The organism is Streptomyces sp. B93 (genome assembly GCF_018070565.1).
Lineage (GTDB): Bacteria > Actinomycetota > Actinomycetes > Streptomycetales > Streptomycetaceae > Streptomyces.
Genome location: NZ_JAGPXL010000010.1, coordinates 191,954 through 207,781, shown reverse-complemented (window position 1 = coordinate 207,781; position 15,828 = coordinate 191,954). Strand labels below are relative to the sequence as shown.

Genomic DNA, 15,828 nt, shown 5'->3' with positions numbered 1-15,828 from the left:
ACTGGGTGTGGTTCGTCAACTGACCAGGCGTGCTTCAGATACGCCGAGCCAATTCGGAAGCCCCACTGCCCGTGAGGTGGGGCATAGCGTAGCCGCGGCCGGCGAGGACGGAAATGAGGTGTTCGGCGGCGCCGATGATCTCCAGGTCAGGGCTGCCCTGCCTACTCCAGTCAGCGTCTGTGGCGCGCAGGGCGAGGCCGCGTGCTCTGGTGACGGCAGGCACGAATGGGTTTGGGATGGTCGTCTCGACAGTGAGGACCGCCTCCGCGATCTCGGGCGGCAGGTCGGCTGTTCTTCCCAGGGGAAGAGCGATGTCGAGATGGTGGACGACGTGGTCGCCGAGCATCAGCGGGTTGGGCAGGAGGCGCCCGATGCCTTGGGGCCGGGTCCGTGCCTGGTCGAACTCGTCGATGAGTTCCTGTGCGGTTCGGTGCTGAGCGTAGCGGCGGGTGACATCTTCGTTGGTCGCGTCAAAGGAGCCGCGGTGGCGGGCCATGGCCAGGAGCAGGCGGGTCACTGGGAGCTGCAGGCCGAGTGCGAGATGGGCCAGCACGTCCTTGTTCGTCCATCCTGTGCACAGACTGGGGCGACGCCATTCCTCGTCGGTAAGGGTACGGGCGAAGGCGGAGAAGTTGTCGTCCTGGAGCTTGCTGAGCTTGGCGTAGTCAGGCACGGCGAGCCTCGTCCAGGGGCCGGGGGGTGAGGTGCTGGGTGAGGAAGGCGACCTGGTCGTGGAGGATGTCGTCGACGAGCGGTGCGTGGTAGACCTCGAAGTGATCGGCGGGGTAGCGGATGGCTACGCCCTTGGGTGCGCGATCGGCTGTCTTGGCGGCGATGCGTGGGTCCATGAGGGTTTCGTGGTCGGAGACGCATACGAGCAGTGGCGCGTGGATTGATCCGGCGCGGCGGGAAGCGTTGAGTTTGATCAGTTCGAAGCCGATCGATGCGGTGACGCGGTTGTCGAAGTCGGCCCCGGGCGGGACCATTCCGTACCAGCCCTCTTTTGCTCCTGGGACGGTGACAATCGCTGTGCTGCCAGGTTCGTCGACAATGGCGACGTATCGGCGGGGCAGGCCCAGCGCGCCGCGGATGAGGTCGCTGGTGATGGGCCCGGCCAGCCTGGTGATCGCGCGGAACCCGGAGCTGAGTGCGGCGTTCATGGTGTTCAGGACCGGGCACTGGACCACGGCCGCGGCGAGTTGTGGGTGCTCGGCTGCCGCGAGCAGGACGTGGGTGGCTCCCATCGACGTTCCCCACAGGGCGATCCTGGTGGGGTCGATTCGAGGGTCGCTGGCAGCGAAGGCCAGTGCGGCGTCGAGGTCGGCCTTCTGGCGGGGGATCGAGATGAACTGGCGCGGGGTGCCTTCGGAGGCGCCGATGTGCCGGAAGTCGAAGGCAATGACGGCGATGCCCGCGTTGGCGAATGCCTGCTCGTATTGATCGAGCCGCATCTCGTGGGTGGCCCCGAATCCGTGGACGAGCACGACAGCCGGGTAGGGGCCCTCGCTGTGCGGATAGGTGATCCAGGCTGCGCACCGTTGACCCTGGGAAGTGAAGTGTGTGCTGTGTGTTTCAGGCATGGAAGGGTTCGCTCCGCTCGATACGTACACCGTACGTGTAGTACCTTGAAACACGTACAACGTACGTGTCAAGTGGGGAGTGCCTGTCGATGAAAGCCCGGTTCACGCTTGCCGAGATCCAGCAGCATGCGCTGGACATCGTCGACCGCGACGGCCTGTCCGCACTGACCATGCGTTCACTGGCAGCATCCCTGCGCACAGGCCCCATGACGCTCTACAACTACGTGGATGGACGCGACGCGCTGGAAGAACTCGTGGTGGACGCGGTCTCGGCACGCGTGGAGGTGCCCGAGCCCACGGGAGACTGGACGGCCGACACCCGGGCCGCAGCCACCGCCTTGTGGCGGGCCGTGAGAGCCCACCCGGCCGCCATTCCGCTCGTACTCACCCGCCGCACGTCCTCACCGGCCAGCCTCGTACCAGCGGAGGCACTCGCCTCGGCCCTGGCTCGCGGGGGACTGCGCGACGACGACCTTATGGTCGCTTTCCGCACCGTGATGAGCTTCGTCATGGGGATCGCTCAAGCGGAACTGGCGGGCCCGATAACACGCGAAGCCACTCGCGATTCCGCAGCGCAGCGCATGGGCGCCCTAGCTGAGGACGGCCTTCCGACCCTTGCCAAGCTCGCCCCCATCGGCGCCGCGCTCGCCGGCCGTGAGTTCGACCGAGGGCTTGACATGATCCTTGCCGGCATTCGCCTCACGGCCGCGCAACCGCATGATCACACCTGAAGGCCCGTCACTGGCAGCCAACGCCGGGCAGATATTGCAGTCCAGGTGACCAGTCGTGGCCGATCATTGTCTCTGTTTGGCCGGAGTGAGTTGACAGATGTGGCCTGGGAGCAGATAGACCCGCTGCTGCACCGGTTGATGGTCGTGGGCGGCCATGGCGAGATCATCGCCAAGTGGTGAACGGCGTGCTCTGGCGGTTGCGAACCTGGGCACCCCGGCGTGACGTGCCCGAACGTTACAGCCCCTGGGAGACCGTCAATGAACGCTTCGCTGCGTGAAGCCGCTGCACTGGTGGACGACGGCAAACTGCGTCCCGTGCTGGACGGGACGCGCTATACCCTCGCCGACGTGGCGGACGCCCATCGGTCCGTGGTGAACGGCACGGCGAACGGAAAGGTCGTGGTCGACATCGAGCCGTGACCTCGTCCTGCATCGCCCCCCACGTCCGCTCCGCGGGGTCGTGTCACGACGCGAGCGGGTGGCGCCGGTCCCCCTCACGCAGGGGACCAGGCCATGTCAGCCGCGGGGCGCGGCCATGGACGCGAGGTAGGTGAGGGCCTGCGCGCTGCGGCTGCCCCGTTCCGCCGACCCCACCAGCAGTTCCTGGCCGGGCGCGGCCCGCACGTCGAAGCTCTCGTAGGTCAGCTCGATGCGTCCGGCTTCGGGATGTACGAACGCCTTGAACGCCCGGGCGAGACCACCGGCCTTCTGGTCGTCCCACAGGGCACGGAACTCCGCCGACGCCTCCAGCAGTTCCTGGACCAGTTCGTCGATCTCCGGGACGTCGCTGAAGCGGGCCGCGTTCAGGCGGAGTGCGTACACGGTCGCGCTGGTGACCAGCCGCCGGTCTGGGAAGACGTCGCGGGCCCGCGGGTGGGTGAAGAGAATCCGCGGCATGTTGGTCTCCCCGTCGAAGGGCTCGAGGAGGGCGTCGGCGATCACGTTGGTGGCCAGGATGTCGAACGCGGGTCCCAGGACGTAGGCCGCGGCGTCGGGGAAGGCGTCGAGCAGGCGCAGCAGGTCGGGGTGCACCTGGTGGCGCAGGCTGCCGACCTCGGCCAGGGGGCTCAGCCCTGCGAGCCGGTGCAGGTGGGTACGCGCGTCGGCGTTCAGCCGCAGTGCCCTGCCCAGCGCGCCGACGACTTGCGGCGAGGGGTTGGTCTCCCGGCCCTGTTCCAGGCGTACGTAGTAGTCGGCGCTCACCCCGGCCAGTACGGCGACCTCTTCCCTGCGCAGGCCCTTGACCCTGCGGGTGCCACTGCCGGCGGGGAGCCCGACGTCGGACGGCTCCAGGCGGGCGCGGCTTGCCCGGAGGAAGTCTCCGAGTGACTGGGCAGACGCACGGTGCATGAGACCGACAGTACTGCGCAGCTGCCGCGGCAGCCTGGGTGTCGCGCACCCAGGGTGCTGCGGCCTTCCTGAGCACGTGCCCGGCGGGTGGACTGATGCCGGTGGCCGTCGCCACGGGCCACCTTGTGCACACGAAGGAGATCACCATCATGTTTGCGTCCACCCCCTTGGAGAAGAAGGTCGTCCTGATCACCGGGGCCAGCAGCGGCATCGGCGAGGCCACGGCCCGTCACCTGGCCGCCGCGGGCCATCAGGTCATGGCTGGGGCACGTCGTACGGACCGGCTGGCGGAGCTGGCCCGAGAGGTGCGCAGGGCGACCGGTGCACTGGACCACTGCGCGCTCGATGTCACGCGCCGCGACAGTGTCGAGTCGTTCGTCGACGCGGCACTCGACCGGTACGGCCGGATCGACGTGCTGGTGAACAACGCCGGCGTGATGCCGCTGGCACCGATGGCGGACCTCCACGTCGAGGAGTGGGACCGAATGATCGACGTCAATGTGCGCGGCACGCTGTACGGCATCGCCGCGGTACTGCCGAGGATGCGTGAACAGCGTGGCGGGCACATCGTCAACATCGCCTCGGTGGCCGGTCACCGCGTGGACCCGACCGCGGCCGTGTACTGCGCCACCAAGTACGCCGTGCGGGCCCTCTCGGAAGGGCTGCGCCAGGAGAGCCGCGACATCCGCGTCACGGTCATCAGTCCCGGGTTCACCGAGAGTGAGCTGCTGGACCGGGGCGGCGCCGTCGAGGCACAGGCGGCGGCGCGCGCCGCCGCACGGCAACTCGCCATCCCGGCATCCGCCGTCGCCGAGGCGATCGGCTTCGCCCTCGATCAGCCAGCCAGCGTGGACATCAACGAGATCGTGGTGCGCCCCACCGTCCAGGGCTGACCCCCGGCCGGCCGGTGCCTGCTCCGCCACCTCCAAGCGTGACTGATGGCTGAGCAGCCCCGGTCGGTCCGCCTTGTCGAACGGACCGGGCGTCTTTGACTCCAGCGGCACGGCCGTCACCACCCCGACGGACGAGATGGTGTGTCTGACCGGTCGCAGCACTAGACCGGGTACCGGACCCCGGTCAGTTCCTCCGAGAGGTCCCACAGTTGGCGTTGTGCGGCCTCGTCGTAGGTCTCAGCTATGGAACGCACCGTGTCGGGTGACCTTTGCTCTCCAGGAAGCCGCTGGGGCCGTAGTACTCCCTGCCGGCCACTAGCACTTCGCCGACCGGGACGCCCTCCTCGCGTCACTCGCGGCGCGCTCCTTCCGGGAACAGCACACGCGGTACAGCGAGGCGATCGCCTCCACCAACGACGCGGAGGAACAACTGGCAGCCTTCGCCGTGGCCTACGTCCGCTTCGCCGCCGACGAGAGGGCGCTGTTCGACCTTGCCTTCGGGGCCGGACTGGACCACGGCGAGCATCCGGGACTCACGGAGGCAGGGACCGCGCTGCGCGACCTCCTGATGCCCGTCACGCTACGGCTCACCTCCGACGAAGCCGCCGCCTTCGAGCTCATCGTGCTGACCGCGGCGGCCGCCCACGGCCTGGCCGTCTTTCTATGCAGGGCCTACTGAACGTCGGCCACGAGACGCGCGCCGCGGCCGAACACCCTTCAGCGAATTCACGCAGACCCTCGACCGCATCGCCGCCGGCAAGCACGTCAGCCTCACCACATTCCGCAGGAACGGCCTGGCAGCATGTGCGCCCAGATCTACTGCAGAACGCCGTCGGGGGTCTTGCTGCTCAGCACGGTGCGGGCACCGCGCTGATGGGTCTTGAACTCGGCGAAGACGGCCTCCACCTCCCAGCGTTCCTGGTAGAGCGCGGCCAGTTGGCGGGCGGGATAGCGGCGGGCATCGAGCAGCGTGGTCACCAGTCGGTAGTCCTCGGCCGTGCCGGCGCGTCCGGTCAGCCGTCGCCAGCTGTCGGAGGACTCACACTGGCCACTCGGCTCACGGACTGCGGTGTGGTCCCCCCTGTTGTGCGCACTCAGGGGCTTTCCGGTACGGGGACCTGCCGGAGCTGGTGTAATCGGCGGCGGACGACCGAGGACCAAGGGGGCCATATGCAGGCCAAGGAGACGTTGTTCGCCGATCTGGTGCAGGGCCGGGCGCAGCAGTTCCAGGTGCCGCTGTACCAGCGGACGTACTCCTGGACCGAGAAGCACCTCAATCAGCTGTGGAGCGATGTCCTGGAACAGGCCAGGCTGCTCGAGTCGGCGGAGGAGAAGGGGAGCACCCACTTCCTCGGTTCGGTGGTGCTCGCGCCCTCACCGCAGAACGACGCGACGTTTCCCCGCTGGCTCGTCGTCGACGGCCAGCAGCGGCTGACGACGCTGTCCCTGGCTCTGGCCGCCATCCGCGATCATGTCGCGGACACCTCGCCGGTCGAGGCCCAACGCATCGACGAGCAGTACCTGATCAACAAGTGGAAAAGCGGCGACGACCACCTCCGTCTGCTGCCGACCCAGGCGGACCGGAAGCAGTTCGCCGCCCACATCCGCGGCCCCCTCACCGATCAGGGCACCGGCAGCGGTGTCGCCACCGCCTACGCCTTCTTCCGCAGGAAGCTGGTCGAGGCGGACGATCCGGCTGCCGCGCAGGACGTGTTCCGCATCGAGCAGGCGATCACCTCCCGGCTCGCGCTCGTGGCCGTGACCGCCGAGCGCGGTGACAACGTCCACCGAATCTTCGAGTCGCTCAACAACACCGGCCTCAAGCTGAGCCAGGCCGACCTGTTGCGCAACTACCTCTTCATGAAGCTCCGAGCGCGCGGCGAACACGTCTACGAGACCTACTGGCTCCCGTTGCAGAAGAGTCTGAGCAACGACGAGCTGGAGCAGCTCATGTGGCTCCAGCTGGTGCTCGACGGCGATGACCGGGTCCGCCGTCAGGACCTGTACGCGGCCCAGCAGCGGCGCTTGGAGGACGGCAGGGCCGGCGATGCGGAGATCGAGGAGTACATCAGGGAACTCCACCGCCGCAGCACCCACTTCCGTCGGCTGCTGCACCCCGGGGAGGAGCACGACCCCGGGGTCCGGGCCGCGCTCCGCCGCCTGGAGGCCTGGCAGGCCGCCGTCACCCACCCCGCCCTGATGCTGCTGTTCGACCGGCGTGAGCGTGGGGAGCTGGACTCCTCCGAGATGGCCCGCGCCCTGGCGTACGTCGAGAGCTTCCTGGTACGCCGAATGATCTGCCGGGTTCCGACCAACAACCTCAACCGGATCTTCCAGGCCGTGCCGGGACAGCTCCCGCTCGACGTGCCCGTCACCGAGGGGCTGCACCGGCTCCTCTCCGCCGAGAACCGCTTCTGGCCCGGCGACGCCGAGTTGCGCGAGAAGATCAGGACGGCGCCGTTCTACCAGTACGGCCGGTGGCAGCAGCGCAAACTGGTGTTGCAGCGGCTCGAGGAGAGCTACGGGCATCCCGAACCGGTCGATTTCGCCGCCGCGCGGCTCACCGTCGAGCACGTCATGCCCCAGTCGCCCGGCGACGAGTGGCTGCGCACGCTGGCCGAGGAGGCCGGCGACGGCGAGACCCCGGAGGAGTTGCACGCCCGGTTCCAGCACACCCTCGGCAACCTGACGCTCACCGCGGTCAACGCGGAGCTGTCCAACCATCCCTTCGAGCGCAAACAGGACCTGCTGCGAGGCAGCCATCTGGAGATGAACCGCCGCATCGCCGCCACCGAGCGCTGGGGTGTGCGTGAGATCCTCGCCCGCGCCGACGAACTCGCCGACCGCGCGATCGCGTTGTGGCCCGCCCCGCTGCGCGGAGTCGGCCGCGCGGAACGCAGCCGCGACTGGCAGCTCGCCCACCAGGTCCTCGCCGCGCTCCCCCGCGGCACCTGGACCTCGTACGGCGACCTCGCCGCCTTTCTCGGCTCCGGCCCCCAGGCCGTGGGCAACCACATGGCCAACACCCCCGGAGTGGTCAACGCGTACCGCGTCCTCACCTCCGAGGGCAAGGTCTCCGACGGCTTCCGGTGGGTGACGCCCCAGGACGCGGGAAGCGACGACGTCCGCGCCCGGCTGGCCGCCGACGGCGTCCGCTTCACGGCGACCGGGGCCGCCGACCCGGCCCAGCGACTCACCGCCGACGACCTGGCGGCACTGCTCGCCGGCACGGACGACGACCGGACGAACGGCGAGGACACTGCGCAGGACAGGACCTCGGGTACGCCGGGAGAGGAGACTCGCGCCGAACGGTTCTTCCGCCAGCTCGCCGCGGACGACTCCCCCGAGACGGTCGAGGCGGTCCGCACGCTCTTCGCCCACTGGGAGACGCTGGGCGGATGGATCGGCCACGGCGCCGGACACGTCATCACGAGCGCGTACCTCATGCTCGGCGAGACGGGCGGGCCCGGCCGCGGCATCTGGCCGATGACGCTCTACCCGGGCGCCGGGCGCGGAGGCACGGCGGAGGTGGTGTTCCAGTACATGGCCGCGCGGGAACCCTTCACCGACCGCGCGCTGCGCGCCGACCTCCTCACACGTCTCAACGCCCTGGACGGCGTCGACCTCCCGGAGGGCAAGCTGGAGCTGCGCCCCAACATCCGCCTGTCCCTGCTGGAGAAGGAGCGCAACCGGGAGCTGCTCACCGAGACGCTGACGTGGTTCCGGGACCGCTGGGAGAGCCGGGGCACATCCTGAGGGATGCCCGGCGGGCTCACATGCAGGTCAGCAGCGGGTCTGTGATCGCCTTCAACGCGCGGCGGGGCCGGGGCGGTCGTCGTAGTGGTGCAGGGTGATGTCGTGGGCGGTGGACAGGGTGTTCGGGAGGGTTGTCAGGGGCGGTAGTTGTTCGATGTGGTGGACGCCCGTGGGTGGGGTGCCGGTCAGGAGTTCGCGGGTGACGTGAGCGGCGACCAGGCCGGTGATGCGGCTCTGGCCGTGGCCGGTGAGGGCGAGGGCCGCGTGGTGGTCGCCGCGCCGGGCGTCGGCTCGTACGGCGAAACCGTCGCCGCCGATGTGGACGCGGCGGAAGACGGCGGTCAGGGTGCGGCGTACGGCCGGGTGGCGAGCCGTGTGCAGCAGGCCCGTACGGCGGAGGGCGAAGAGCATCGACGTCAGGGACCGGGAGTCCAGGCACAGCCGGGTGGTCACCTCGGGTACGCCGAGGGTGTTCGGCAGGGTGTGCTGGTCGGAGAAGGGGAACGGGTGGGCGGTCCGGGTGCCGTAGCCGGGCAGTGCCGTCCGTCGGGGGCGGGCCTCGACCGGCTCGGTCAGACCCGCCACCGTCCAGCGGACCGCGTCGCCGCCGTGCCGTTCGCCTGAGCCGAGCAGGACGGTGATGTCGAGGCGTTCCGCGCCGCCGACGGCCTCGTGGACGCGACGCGCGAGCAGGTTGGTCAGGCCGGGCGCGACGCCGACGCTGAGCACGGCCGTGGCACCGGCGGCCACCGCCTCGTCGTGCAGGTCGGCCACGGCGGTCAGCAGCCGGGGGGTGGCGCCGATGTCGACCAGGTGGACGCCGCGTCGCAGGCAGATCCGGGCGATCTCCGCGTCCTGGGGTTCCACACAGAGGACGACCACGGACACGTCGGCGAGCGTGTCCAGTGTCCGCGCGAACTCCTCGGGACGGGTCACGTCCGCTCGTACCCCGCCCAGTCGGCGTGCCCTCGCCTCGTCGCGTCCGGCGGGTACGACCCGGCCCGGGAACCAGTCGGTGAGCGTGGTGGTCACGACGGCGCCCACGGCTCCGTAGCCGCCGACGACCAGGACGCGTCCGGGGGAGGCGTTCTCGGATCTCGCTGTAGTCATACTCCACTGACTTACACTGTAGTCTCACTACAGTCAAAGACCGTCGAGCAAGGAGACATCCGTGGCCGCCGCCCTCACCCGCGCCGAGAAGGCCCGTCGCACCCGGCAGCGGATGCTGGACGCCGCCGGGAAGCTGTTCGTCGAGCGCGGCTGGGCGGGCACGACCGTCGAGGACATCGCGCGGAGCGCCGAAGTCGGCGTGCAGACCGTGTACTTCACGTTCCGGAACAAGCGCGCCCTGCTCAAGGAACTCCTCGACACCGCGATCGCCGGAGACCTCGACCCCGTGGCCACCCTGGAACGCCCCTGGGCCCGCGAGGTCGTCGACGCTCCCGATCCGGCCGCCCAGCTCGCCCTCCAGGCCGCCGGCGCCCGCCGCGTCCTCCAGCGCGCCGCCCCGGTCCTGGAAGTCGTGCGCGGCGCGGCGGCGGCCGACTCCGAGGTGGCCGCGCTGTGGCGGGCCAACCAGGAGCAGCGGCACACGGTCCAGCTCCACTTCGCCGAGGCGCTGGTGGCGAAGACCGGCGGTGCGCTGCGGGACGGCCACGACGCCGCGTCGGCCGCCGACATCGCCCTGGCCGTCCTCGGGCCGGAGACCTTCGGCCTGCTGGTGACCGGCCGCGGGTGGTCCGCGGCGCGCTGGGAGCGGTGGGCCGCGGACTCGCTCGTACGGCAGTTGCTTCCATGAGACGGATGACCTTCCCACGGAGACTTACTTAGCGCTCGCTAAAGTGAGAGAGTGCGGTGATGGTCAGTCAACTTCCTTTCCGAAGAGAGGACACCGCATGGATGCGCTCCAGGCCCGTGACCGGTTCCGGCAGCTCCGGGAGAGGGACGGGCGGGTCGACACTTCCGAACTCGACGCGATCTGGGCGGCGTTGGCCACCGTGCGGCCCGAGGCGATCCTCGGCGAGTGGAAGGGCGGCGAGTTCGACACCGGGCACCCCCTCAACGGGATGCTGGCCAGGGCCAACTGGTACGGCAAGACGTTCGTCTCCGTGCACGACGCCAAGCCGCTGATGTGCCGTGACGCGGAAGGCGGGCTGTACTCCAACGTGGAGCTGGGGAAGGGGGAGGCCAGTCTGTGGAGCGTGGAGTTCCGTGGGGAGACCACGGCCACCATGGTCTACGACGGGCAGCCGGTCCTCGATCACTTCAAGCAGGTGGACGACTCCACGCTTATGGGGATCATGAACGCCAAGGGGACGCCCGCAGAGGGGCCGTTCTACTACTTCTTCCTGGAGCGCGTCCCTGACGGAGAGGGCTCGTGAGGCGCGTTCGCGCCGCGGTCACCGAGGCGCCGGGCGCCCCGTTCACCGTCCGGGACGTCGTCCTGGAGGAGCCACGGCCGTGCGAGGTGCTGGTGCGGATGACCGCCGTCGGCATCTGCCACACCGACCTGGGGATGCGGGACGCCTGGCCCCGGCAGCTCACGCCCATGGTCTTCGGCCACGAGGGGGCCGGGACGGTCGAGGCCGTGGGGTCGGAGGTGACCGGCGTCGTGCCGGAGGACACCGTCTGTCTGACCTTCGCCAGTTGCGGTGCCTGCGCGCAGTGCGCCGCGGGCCACCCGGCCTACTGCCATGACGCCCGGGCCCGCAACCTCTCCGGTGGACGCGCCGACGGCTCCACTCCGCTCTCCCTCGACGGCCGACCGCTCCACGCCGGTTTCTTCGGCCAGTCCAGCTTCGCGACGTACGCCGTCGTCGACGAACGCGGCGTGGTGAAGGTGCCCTCCGACCTGTCGGCGGAGGTCGTCGCGCCGTTGGGGTGCAGCGGTCAGACGGGCGCGGGCACCGTGCTCAACCGGCTGCGCCCCGAACCGGGCTCCTCGCTGGTGGTGGTGGGCGCGGGCGGGGTGGGGCTGAGCGCGCTGATGGCCGCGGTGGCCGTGGGCTGCGATCCGGTCATCGCCGTCGATCCGGTCGGCTCCCGCCGTGCCCTCGCCACCGATCTCGGCGCCAAGGCGGCCCTGCCCCCGGGGGACGGTCTGGTGGCGACGCTGCGCGACCTCACCGGCGGTGGCGCGCACCATGTCGTCGAGACCACCGGCCGTCCGGAGATGGCCCGCCGGGCCGTCGGCGCGCTGCGCCCGCGCGGCGAACTCGCCCTCCTCGGTATGGGGGACGAGGTGGCGTTCGACGTGATGGGTCTGCTCGCCAAGGGTGTTCGCATCCACGGGGTGATCGAGGGGGACTCGGATCCCCGCCGTTTCGTCCCCGAGCTGATCGCCCTGCACCGGCGTGGCCTCTTCCCGCTGGACCGGCTGGTCTCCACGTTCGCGTTCGAGGACATCGGCGCGGCCGTGGCCGCGATGGCGGACGGTGGTGTGGTAAAGCCGGTGCTCATCTTCGCCTGACGGCACCGTTCCGGCACCGGGAGCGGCCGTACGCCCACACACACGCACACTCACGCACACACGGCCACCGCCCGCCCCGCACCTCCCACGGCCACCGCCCCCACGCCACGGAGGGACCCCGGCCCCCCTCGCGGGCTGTGATTGACTAATCCGCATGGCTCCCGCCTCCCCGCCCGCCCGTTCGACCACGACCGCGGACCCGACCGCGGCGACCCGGCCCCGTAACCGCAAGCAGCTCATCGTCGACGCGGCCGGGCGGGTGTTCAGCGAGCGCGGCTACCACAAGGCGTCCATGGAGGAGGTCGCCGCGGGGGTGGGGATCACCGCGGCCGCCCTGTACCGGCACTTCCCGAACAAGTACGCGCTGTTCGCCGAGTGCGCCCAGGTGACGGTGGACCGGCTGGTCGCCGTGCTCGACGAGGTGCCGCGCGAGGCGCCCCTGGCGGAGCTGCTGGCCGCCCTCACCCGGGTCACCGTCGCGCATCGCGCGTCGGGCGGTGTGTACCGGTGGGAGGCCCGGTACCTGGAGGGCGAGGACCGTCGGCGTCTCGGGGTGAAGTTCGCCCGTCTCGTCGAGCGGGTCGACGAGGCCGTCCAGCGTGAGCGCCCGTTGCCCGACCGGCGGTTGCGGGCGATGGCGGCGCTCGGGGCGATCGGGTCGATCACCATGCACCACATCTCCATCGCCCAACGCCGCGCGGAGGACCTGCTGTCGGCGTCCGCCCTGCGGGTGGCCGGTACCGATCCGGCGGCGGGCCGACCGGGCGCGCGCCCCGCCGTGGAGCTGCCCGCGCGGCCGGTGCCGCGCACCCGGCGCGCGGAGATCCTTGCGGCCGCCATCCCGCTGTTCGCCCGGGACGGGTTCGCCAACGTCACCAACGGGCAGATCGCCCGGGCGGTGGGGCTGACTCCCTCCGCGCTGTACCGCCACTACCCCGGCAAGATCGACATTCTCGCGGCGGCCTGCCTCCAGGCGGCGGGGCTGCTGGCCCAGGGGGTGGAGCGGGGTCTGCACGAGGTGGCCGACCCGCACACCGCCGTCCACGCGCTGGCGGCGACGTACGTGGCCTACAGCTTCGAGTACACCGAGCTGAACAGCGTCGCCGAGGCCGAGCTGGTCGGTCTGCCGCCCGGTCTGCGGCAGCCCGTGGTCCTCGCGCAGCGGGAGCACATCGCTGTGTGGGAGCAGCAGTTGCGGCTGGCCCGTCCCGAACTGGACCCGCGTCAGGCGCGGGTGCTGGTGCACGCCGGGTTCGGTGTGGTGGTCGAGGCGGGGCGCAGGCTGCGGTGGCAGGACAGGCCGGGGCATCGTGAGGCCGTGACCGCCCTGGTCGTGGGCGCGCTGGGACTGCCTCCGCAGACGACCTGAGGCCCGCCCCCTACGGCTGCGGGGGCGGGCGGGGGAGGGAGGGGATCGGCGGCTCAGGCGGGCCTGTTGCCGGTGGGGATCGTGATGGGGGTGGTCGTACCGGAGGAGCCCTTGTTGAGGAAGAGCATGGCCAGCGCCCGCACGAACTGGTCGAACATGTAGAAGGTGCCGGGCATGACGGGCGACAGCCCCTCGCGGAAGAGGATGAACGCGGGCCATGCCGTACGGACCAGGGCCGCCGCCGCGTAGTCGCGCTTCAGGCCCAGCCAGTCGCCGACCTCGTTGCTGAGGACGTAGCGCACGAACTCGTTGAGGAACCCGCGGGTGACGCCGAGGTCGATCTGCGCGGTCAGGCCGAGCAGGTCCTCGGCCAGCGCGATGCCCTCGGTGGACGGGGTGAGGATCGGGGTGAGCACCCGTGCCGACTGCGCCTCGGCCTCCGCCCAGGTCCTGGGGATGTGCTCGTACGGCACACCGAGCAGGTGGACGGCGACCTGCCACGAGTGCAGGAACGCCTCCTGGTCGGCGGCGGGGTAGGGGATCTTCCAGTCGAGCAGCTTGCGGTGCACATAGGTGCCCAGGCTGTGGAAGGTGACCAGGATGTCGGCGGCGCTGATCGGGATGGTCTCGTCGGCGACGGCCCGCCAGTGCGGCGACTGCGGCAGCAGATGGCGTACGGCGGCGTGCACCACGCGCGTCTTGTTGGCGGTGACGACGAACTGCCCCGTCGGCTCGAAGGCGCCCAGCTCGGACAGGTCGTAGCCGAACGTGAAGGTCTTGGCCGCGCGGTCCTGCATGTCGGCGCCGCCCGCGGACCAGTAGACGCTCTTGGCCTCGCGCGGGATGACGGTGCTCATGATGCCGCTGCCGAGGCCGTACAGCATGAAGAGGTAGGTGTCCCGGCGCCGGTTGAAGTCGGCGGCACGGTCCAGTTTGGCCTGGTCCGCCCAGGAGGGCAGTCGGTTGACCTGCCGCAGGTACGCGGCGAACTCGGTCGGCAGGCCGCTGGGCAGCGGGTCGTTGTTGTTCACCCAGGACGCCCACGCCTTGTTGATCGCCGGGACGTGTCCGTTGTCGAGCATCGAGGCCATCAGCGGATCCGCCGCGTCGTCCCAGATCCACTCCGGACCGGTCCCGGCGGCGGCTCCGGGCACGGCGTTCGCCGACGCCCATGCCGGGCTCGTGACGCCCACGAGGCCGAGCGCCACACCGAGTGACAGAGCCTTTCGCCTGCTGAGGTTCTCCATTGACTTACCTGCTTCCCTGATTCAGCCAGACGGTTCCAGGTGCCCTTGCAGACTTGCCAGTTGTACGACGATGACGTGCCGCTCCGCGTCGCGCGGATGTGATTTCCGATTAACATAGCGACGTGCGTAGCCGTCGGCAATGGTGGTGACCCAGGGCTCGTCGGCAAAGTCGGCGGCAGGGAGTCCCGCCGACGGCGCGGGGCGCCGGGGCGCGGTGGGGGAAGTTCGCTCAGTGGGAGCGGGACCTGGAGAGGCGGCGAACCAGCCGCGGGACCAGGATGCCCGTCAGGAGAGTGGCGAGGGGGGCGACGACGTCCACCCACGGGTCCCGGATGGGCTTGTACGTGGCCGTGTCGTCCGTGATCTCGATGAAGCCTCGGGGCCGGGCCCCGGCTCCCCCGCCGCCTCCCCCGCCGTCGCCGGACCTGGCGGTGCCGGTTTCGCGTCCGGTGCCGCCGCCGAAGCCGAAGGCGACCTCGGCGACCGGGATGACCGTGACGTTCCCCCGGGTCACCGGCTCACCGAAGACGGCGGTCACCGAGGCCCGTGCGCCGAGCTTGTCGGCCATGCGTTCCAGCAGGGTGACGGAGGCGCGTGCGGCGCTCACGTCCGTCGGCGGGGCCGTCCTGTCCGCGTCCTGCCCGGTGGTGTCGTCAGGTGCGGTCATGGGGGCCCTCCTCGATCGCTCCGTCCATGCTAGGCGGGCCGCCCACAACGCGCTCGGCACCCGGTGGGGTGGTCCACTGGGCGCCTGGCGGGGGCGTCAGCGTGTCGCCGCGAGGCCCCTCACCGCGATGTCGCCGCGAGGCCCCTCACCGCGATGTCGCCGCGAGGCCCCTCACCGCGATGTTGAGTTCGAGGACGTTGACGTGCGGTTCGCCCATGAAGCCGAGGGTGCGGCCGTCGGTGTGGTCGTCGACCAGCTTCCGGACCTGGGCGACGCTCAGGTTGTTGGCCTCGGCGACCCGCTTGACCTGGATGTCCGCATACTGCGGCGAGATGTGCGGGTCGATGGCGGAGGCGGAGCCGGTGACGGCGTCCTTGGGCACCTCGGACTCCGGTACGCCGTTGAAGGCGGCGACCTGCTTCAGCGCCGCCCGGACGTCCTCGACGAGGGTGGGGTCGCTGGCGCCGAGCTGGCCGGAGCCGGTGGACAGGGGGTCGTAGCCGCTGTTGGAGGGCCGTCCCTGGAACCACTTCGGGTCCGGCTGGTCGGTCCCGGGCAGGTACCAGCTCTGCCCGATCAGCTTCGAGCCGACTTCCCTGCCGTCGGCCTTGACGACCGAGCCATTGGCCTGGTCACGGAAGAGGGCCTGGCCGACGCCGGTCACGGCGAGCGGGTAGAGGACGCCGGTCACGACGGTCAGGACGAGCAGCATGCGCAGTGCGGCCCAGGCCATGCGGCCGGTGGTGGCGAGAGAGGTGTTCATGCC

General features: G+C 70.5%; 16 protein-coding genes and 2 pseudogenes. 10 read left to right on the top strand and 8 right to left on the bottom strand.

Annotation, left to right across the window (positions count from 1 at the left end; genetic code table 11):
- Positions 1 to 34: 34 nt before the first annotated feature.
- Together KBY47_RS13105 and KBY47_RS13100 are read right to left on the bottom strand one after the other, a co-directional pair.
- A complete protein-coding gene (locus KBY47_RS13105; protein WP_210921233.1) occupies positions 35 to 673 on the bottom strand; it encodes a maleylpyruvate isomerase family mycothiol-dependent enzyme in 639 nt (212 codons plus the stop codon).
- The gene (locus tag KBY47_RS13100; RefSeq protein ID WP_247694600.1) at positions 666 to 1,580 is read right to left on the bottom strand and encodes an alpha/beta hydrolase; all 915 of its coding nucleotides are present in this window, start codon (positions 1,578 to 1,580) and stop codon (positions 666 to 668) included. Before KBY47_RS13100 ends, KBY47_RS13105 begins: the two co-directional genes overlap by 8 nt.
- An 89-nt stretch (positions 1,581 to 1,669) precedes the next feature.
- Here KBY47_RS13100 and KBY47_RS13095 point away from each other — a divergent pair, with 89 nt between their 5' ends.
- The 3 genes and pseudogenes from KBY47_RS13095 to KBY47_RS13085 all read left to right on the top strand — a co-directional run bounded on the left by KBY47_RS13095 (position 1,670) and on the right by KBY47_RS13085 (position 2,731).
- On the top strand, positions 1,670 to 2,311 hold the full coding sequence (locus KBY47_RS13095) for a TetR/AcrR family transcriptional regulator C-terminal domain-containing protein (RefSeq protein ID WP_210921231.1): 642 nt from the start codon (positions 1,670 to 1,672) through the stop codon (positions 2,309 to 2,311).
- 72 nt (positions 2,312 to 2,383) lie between these two features.
- Positions 2,384 to 2,583, top strand: a pseudogene (locus KBY47_RS36490) (transposase); the annotation flags it as partial.
- On the top strand, positions 2,570 to 2,731 hold the full coding sequence (locus tag KBY47_RS13085) for a zinc-binding dehydrogenase (protein ID WP_210921229.1): 162 nt from the start codon (positions 2,570 to 2,572) through the stop codon (positions 2,729 to 2,731). The pseudogene KBY47_RS36490 and the gene KBY47_RS13085, both read left to right, overlap by 14 nt.
- 96 nt (positions 2,732 to 2,827) lie before the next feature.
- On the opposite strand, the gene KBY47_RS13080 is transcribed toward KBY47_RS13085, so the two are convergent.
- A complete protein-coding gene (locus KBY47_RS13080; protein WP_210921228.1) occupies positions 2,828 to 3,661 on the bottom strand; it encodes a helix-turn-helix transcriptional regulator in 834 nt (277 codons plus the stop codon).
- Positions 3,662 to 3,810: 149 nt separating this feature from the next.
- Here KBY47_RS13080 and KBY47_RS13075 point away from each other — a divergent pair, with 149 nt between their 5' ends.
- A complete protein-coding gene (locus KBY47_RS13075) occupies positions 3,811 to 4,554 on the top strand; it encodes an SDR family oxidoreductase (RefSeq protein ID WP_210921227.1) in 744 nt (247 codons plus the stop codon).
- Positions 4,555 to 4,999: 445 nt separating this feature from the next.
- On the top strand, positions 5,000 to 5,233 hold the full coding sequence (locus tag KBY47_RS13070; RefSeq protein ID WP_210921226.1) for a WHG domain-containing protein: 234 nt from the start codon (positions 5,000 to 5,002) through the stop codon (positions 5,231 to 5,233).
- A 140-nt stretch (positions 5,234 to 5,373) separates the two neighbouring features.
- On the opposite strand, the pseudogene KBY47_RS37040 reads toward KBY47_RS13070, so the two are convergent.
- A pseudogene (locus tag KBY47_RS37040) lies at positions 5,374 to 5,724 on the bottom strand (transposase); the annotation flags it as partial.
- Between KBY47_RS37040 and KBY47_RS13060 the strand changes: the two are divergent.
- Positions 5,725 to 8,310 carry a DUF262 domain-containing protein gene (locus KBY47_RS13060; RefSeq protein ID WP_210921224.1) on the top strand — a complete coding sequence of 862 codons (2,586 nt, stop codon included), beginning with the start codon at positions 5,725 to 5,727 and terminating at the stop codon, positions 8,308 to 8,310. It begins immediately after the preceding pseudogene.
- A 51-nt stretch (positions 8,311 to 8,361) separates the two neighbouring features.
- On the opposite strand, the gene KBY47_RS37035 is transcribed toward KBY47_RS13060, so the two are convergent.
- A complete protein-coding gene (locus tag KBY47_RS37035) occupies positions 8,362 to 9,420 on the bottom strand; it encodes a saccharopine dehydrogenase family protein (protein WP_210921223.1) in 1,059 nt (352 codons plus the stop codon).
- Between the two features lie 61 nt (positions 9,421 to 9,481).
- Between KBY47_RS37035 and KBY47_RS13050 the strand changes: the two genes are divergently transcribed.
- The 4 genes from KBY47_RS13050 to KBY47_RS13035 all read left to right on the top strand — a co-directional run bounded on the left by KBY47_RS13050 (position 9,482) and on the right by KBY47_RS13035 (position 13,148).
- A complete protein-coding gene (locus KBY47_RS13050; protein WP_308405139.1) occupies positions 9,482 to 10,108 on the top strand; it encodes a helix-turn-helix domain-containing protein in 627 nt (208 codons plus the stop codon).
- 97 nt (positions 10,109 to 10,205) lie between these two features.
- Positions 10,206 to 10,691 (top strand): DUF4334 domain-containing protein, encoded by a 486-nt coding sequence (locus KBY47_RS13045; protein ID WP_210921222.1) that lies wholly within the window; start codon positions 10,206 to 10,208, stop codon positions 10,689 to 10,691.
- Positions 10,688 to 11,779: an NAD(P)-dependent alcohol dehydrogenase gene (locus KBY47_RS13040; RefSeq protein ID WP_210921221.1), complete on the top strand. Its 1,092-nt coding sequence runs from the start codon at positions 10,688 to 10,690 to the stop codon at positions 11,777 to 11,779. Before KBY47_RS13045 ends, KBY47_RS13040 begins: the two co-directional genes overlap by 4 nt.
- A gap of 154 nt (positions 11,780 to 11,933) precedes the next feature.
- Positions 11,934 to 13,148, top strand: a complete 1,215-nt coding sequence (locus tag KBY47_RS13035) for a TetR/AcrR family transcriptional regulator (RefSeq protein ID WP_210921220.1) — start codon at positions 11,934 to 11,936, stop codon at positions 13,146 to 13,148.
- Positions 13,149 to 13,201: 53 nt separating this feature from the next.
- Here KBY47_RS13035 and KBY47_RS13030 read toward each other — a convergent pair whose 3' ends face one another.
- The 3 genes from KBY47_RS13030 to kdpC all read right to left on the bottom strand — a co-directional run bounded on the left by KBY47_RS13030 (position 13,202) and on the right by kdpC (position 15,825).
- Positions 13,202 to 14,395 carry an oxygenase MpaB family protein gene (locus KBY47_RS13030; RefSeq protein ID WP_210921219.1) on the bottom strand — a complete coding sequence of 398 codons (1,194 nt, stop codon included), beginning with the start codon at positions 14,393 to 14,395 and terminating at the stop codon, positions 13,202 to 13,204.
- Positions 14,396 to 14,624: 229 nt separating this feature from the next.
- A complete protein-coding gene (locus KBY47_RS13025; protein ID WP_210921218.1) occupies positions 14,625 to 15,062 on the bottom strand; it encodes a spore germination protein GerW family protein in 438 nt (145 codons plus the stop codon).
- Between the two features lie 145 nt (positions 15,063 to 15,207).
- Complete coding sequence (kdpC, locus tag KBY47_RS13020) at positions 15,208 to 15,825, bottom strand: potassium-transporting ATPase subunit KdpC (protein ID WP_210921217.1); 618 nt, start codon at positions 15,823 to 15,825, stop codon at positions 15,208 to 15,210.
- Positions 15,826 to 15,828: the final 3 nt, after the last annotated feature.

Coding starts and splice junctions, on each gene's coding strand:
- kdpC (WP_210921217.1), bottom strand. CDS start 15,825: ATGAACACCTCTCTCGCCACCACCGGCCGCATGGCCTGGGCCGCACTG.
- KBY47_RS13085 (WP_210921229.1), top strand. CDS start 2,570: ATGAACGCTTCGCTGCGTGAAGCCGCTGCACTGGTGGACGACGGCAAA.
- KBY47_RS13095 (WP_210921231.1), top strand. CDS start 1,670: ATGAAAGCCCGGTTCACGCTTGCCGAGATCCAGCAGCATGCGCTGGAC.
- KBY47_RS13075 (WP_210921227.1), top strand. CDS start 3,811: ATGTTTGCGTCCACCCCCTTGGAGAAGAAGGTCGTCCTGATCACCGGG.
- KBY47_RS13035 (WP_210921220.1), top strand. CDS start 11,934: ATGGCTCCCGCCTCCCCGCCCGCCCGTTCGACCACGACCGCGGACCCG.
- KBY47_RS13100 (WP_247694600.1), bottom strand. CDS start 1,580: ATGCCTGAAACACACAGCACACACTTCACTTCCCAGGGTCAACGGTGC.
- KBY47_RS13045 (WP_210921222.1), top strand. CDS start 10,206: ATGGATGCGCTCCAGGCCCGTGACCGGTTCCGGCAGCTCCGGGAGAGG.
- KBY47_RS13080 (WP_210921228.1), bottom strand. CDS start 3,661: ATGCACCGTGCGTCTGCCCAGTCACTCGGAGACTTCCTCCGGGCAAGC.
- KBY47_RS13030 (WP_210921219.1), bottom strand. CDS start 14,395: ATGGAGAACCTCAGCAGGCGAAAGGCTCTGTCACTCGGTGTGGCGCTC.
- KBY47_RS13025 (WP_210921218.1), bottom strand. CDS start 15,062: ATGACCGCACCTGACGACACCACCGGGCAGGACGCGGACAGGACGGCC.
- KBY47_RS13060 (WP_210921224.1), top strand. CDS start 5,725: ATGCAGGCCAAGGAGACGTTGTTCGCCGATCTGGTGCAGGGCCGGGCG.
- KBY47_RS37035 (WP_210921223.1), bottom strand. CDS start 9,420: ATGACTACAGCGAGATCCGAGAACGCCTCCCCCGGACGCGTCCTGGTC.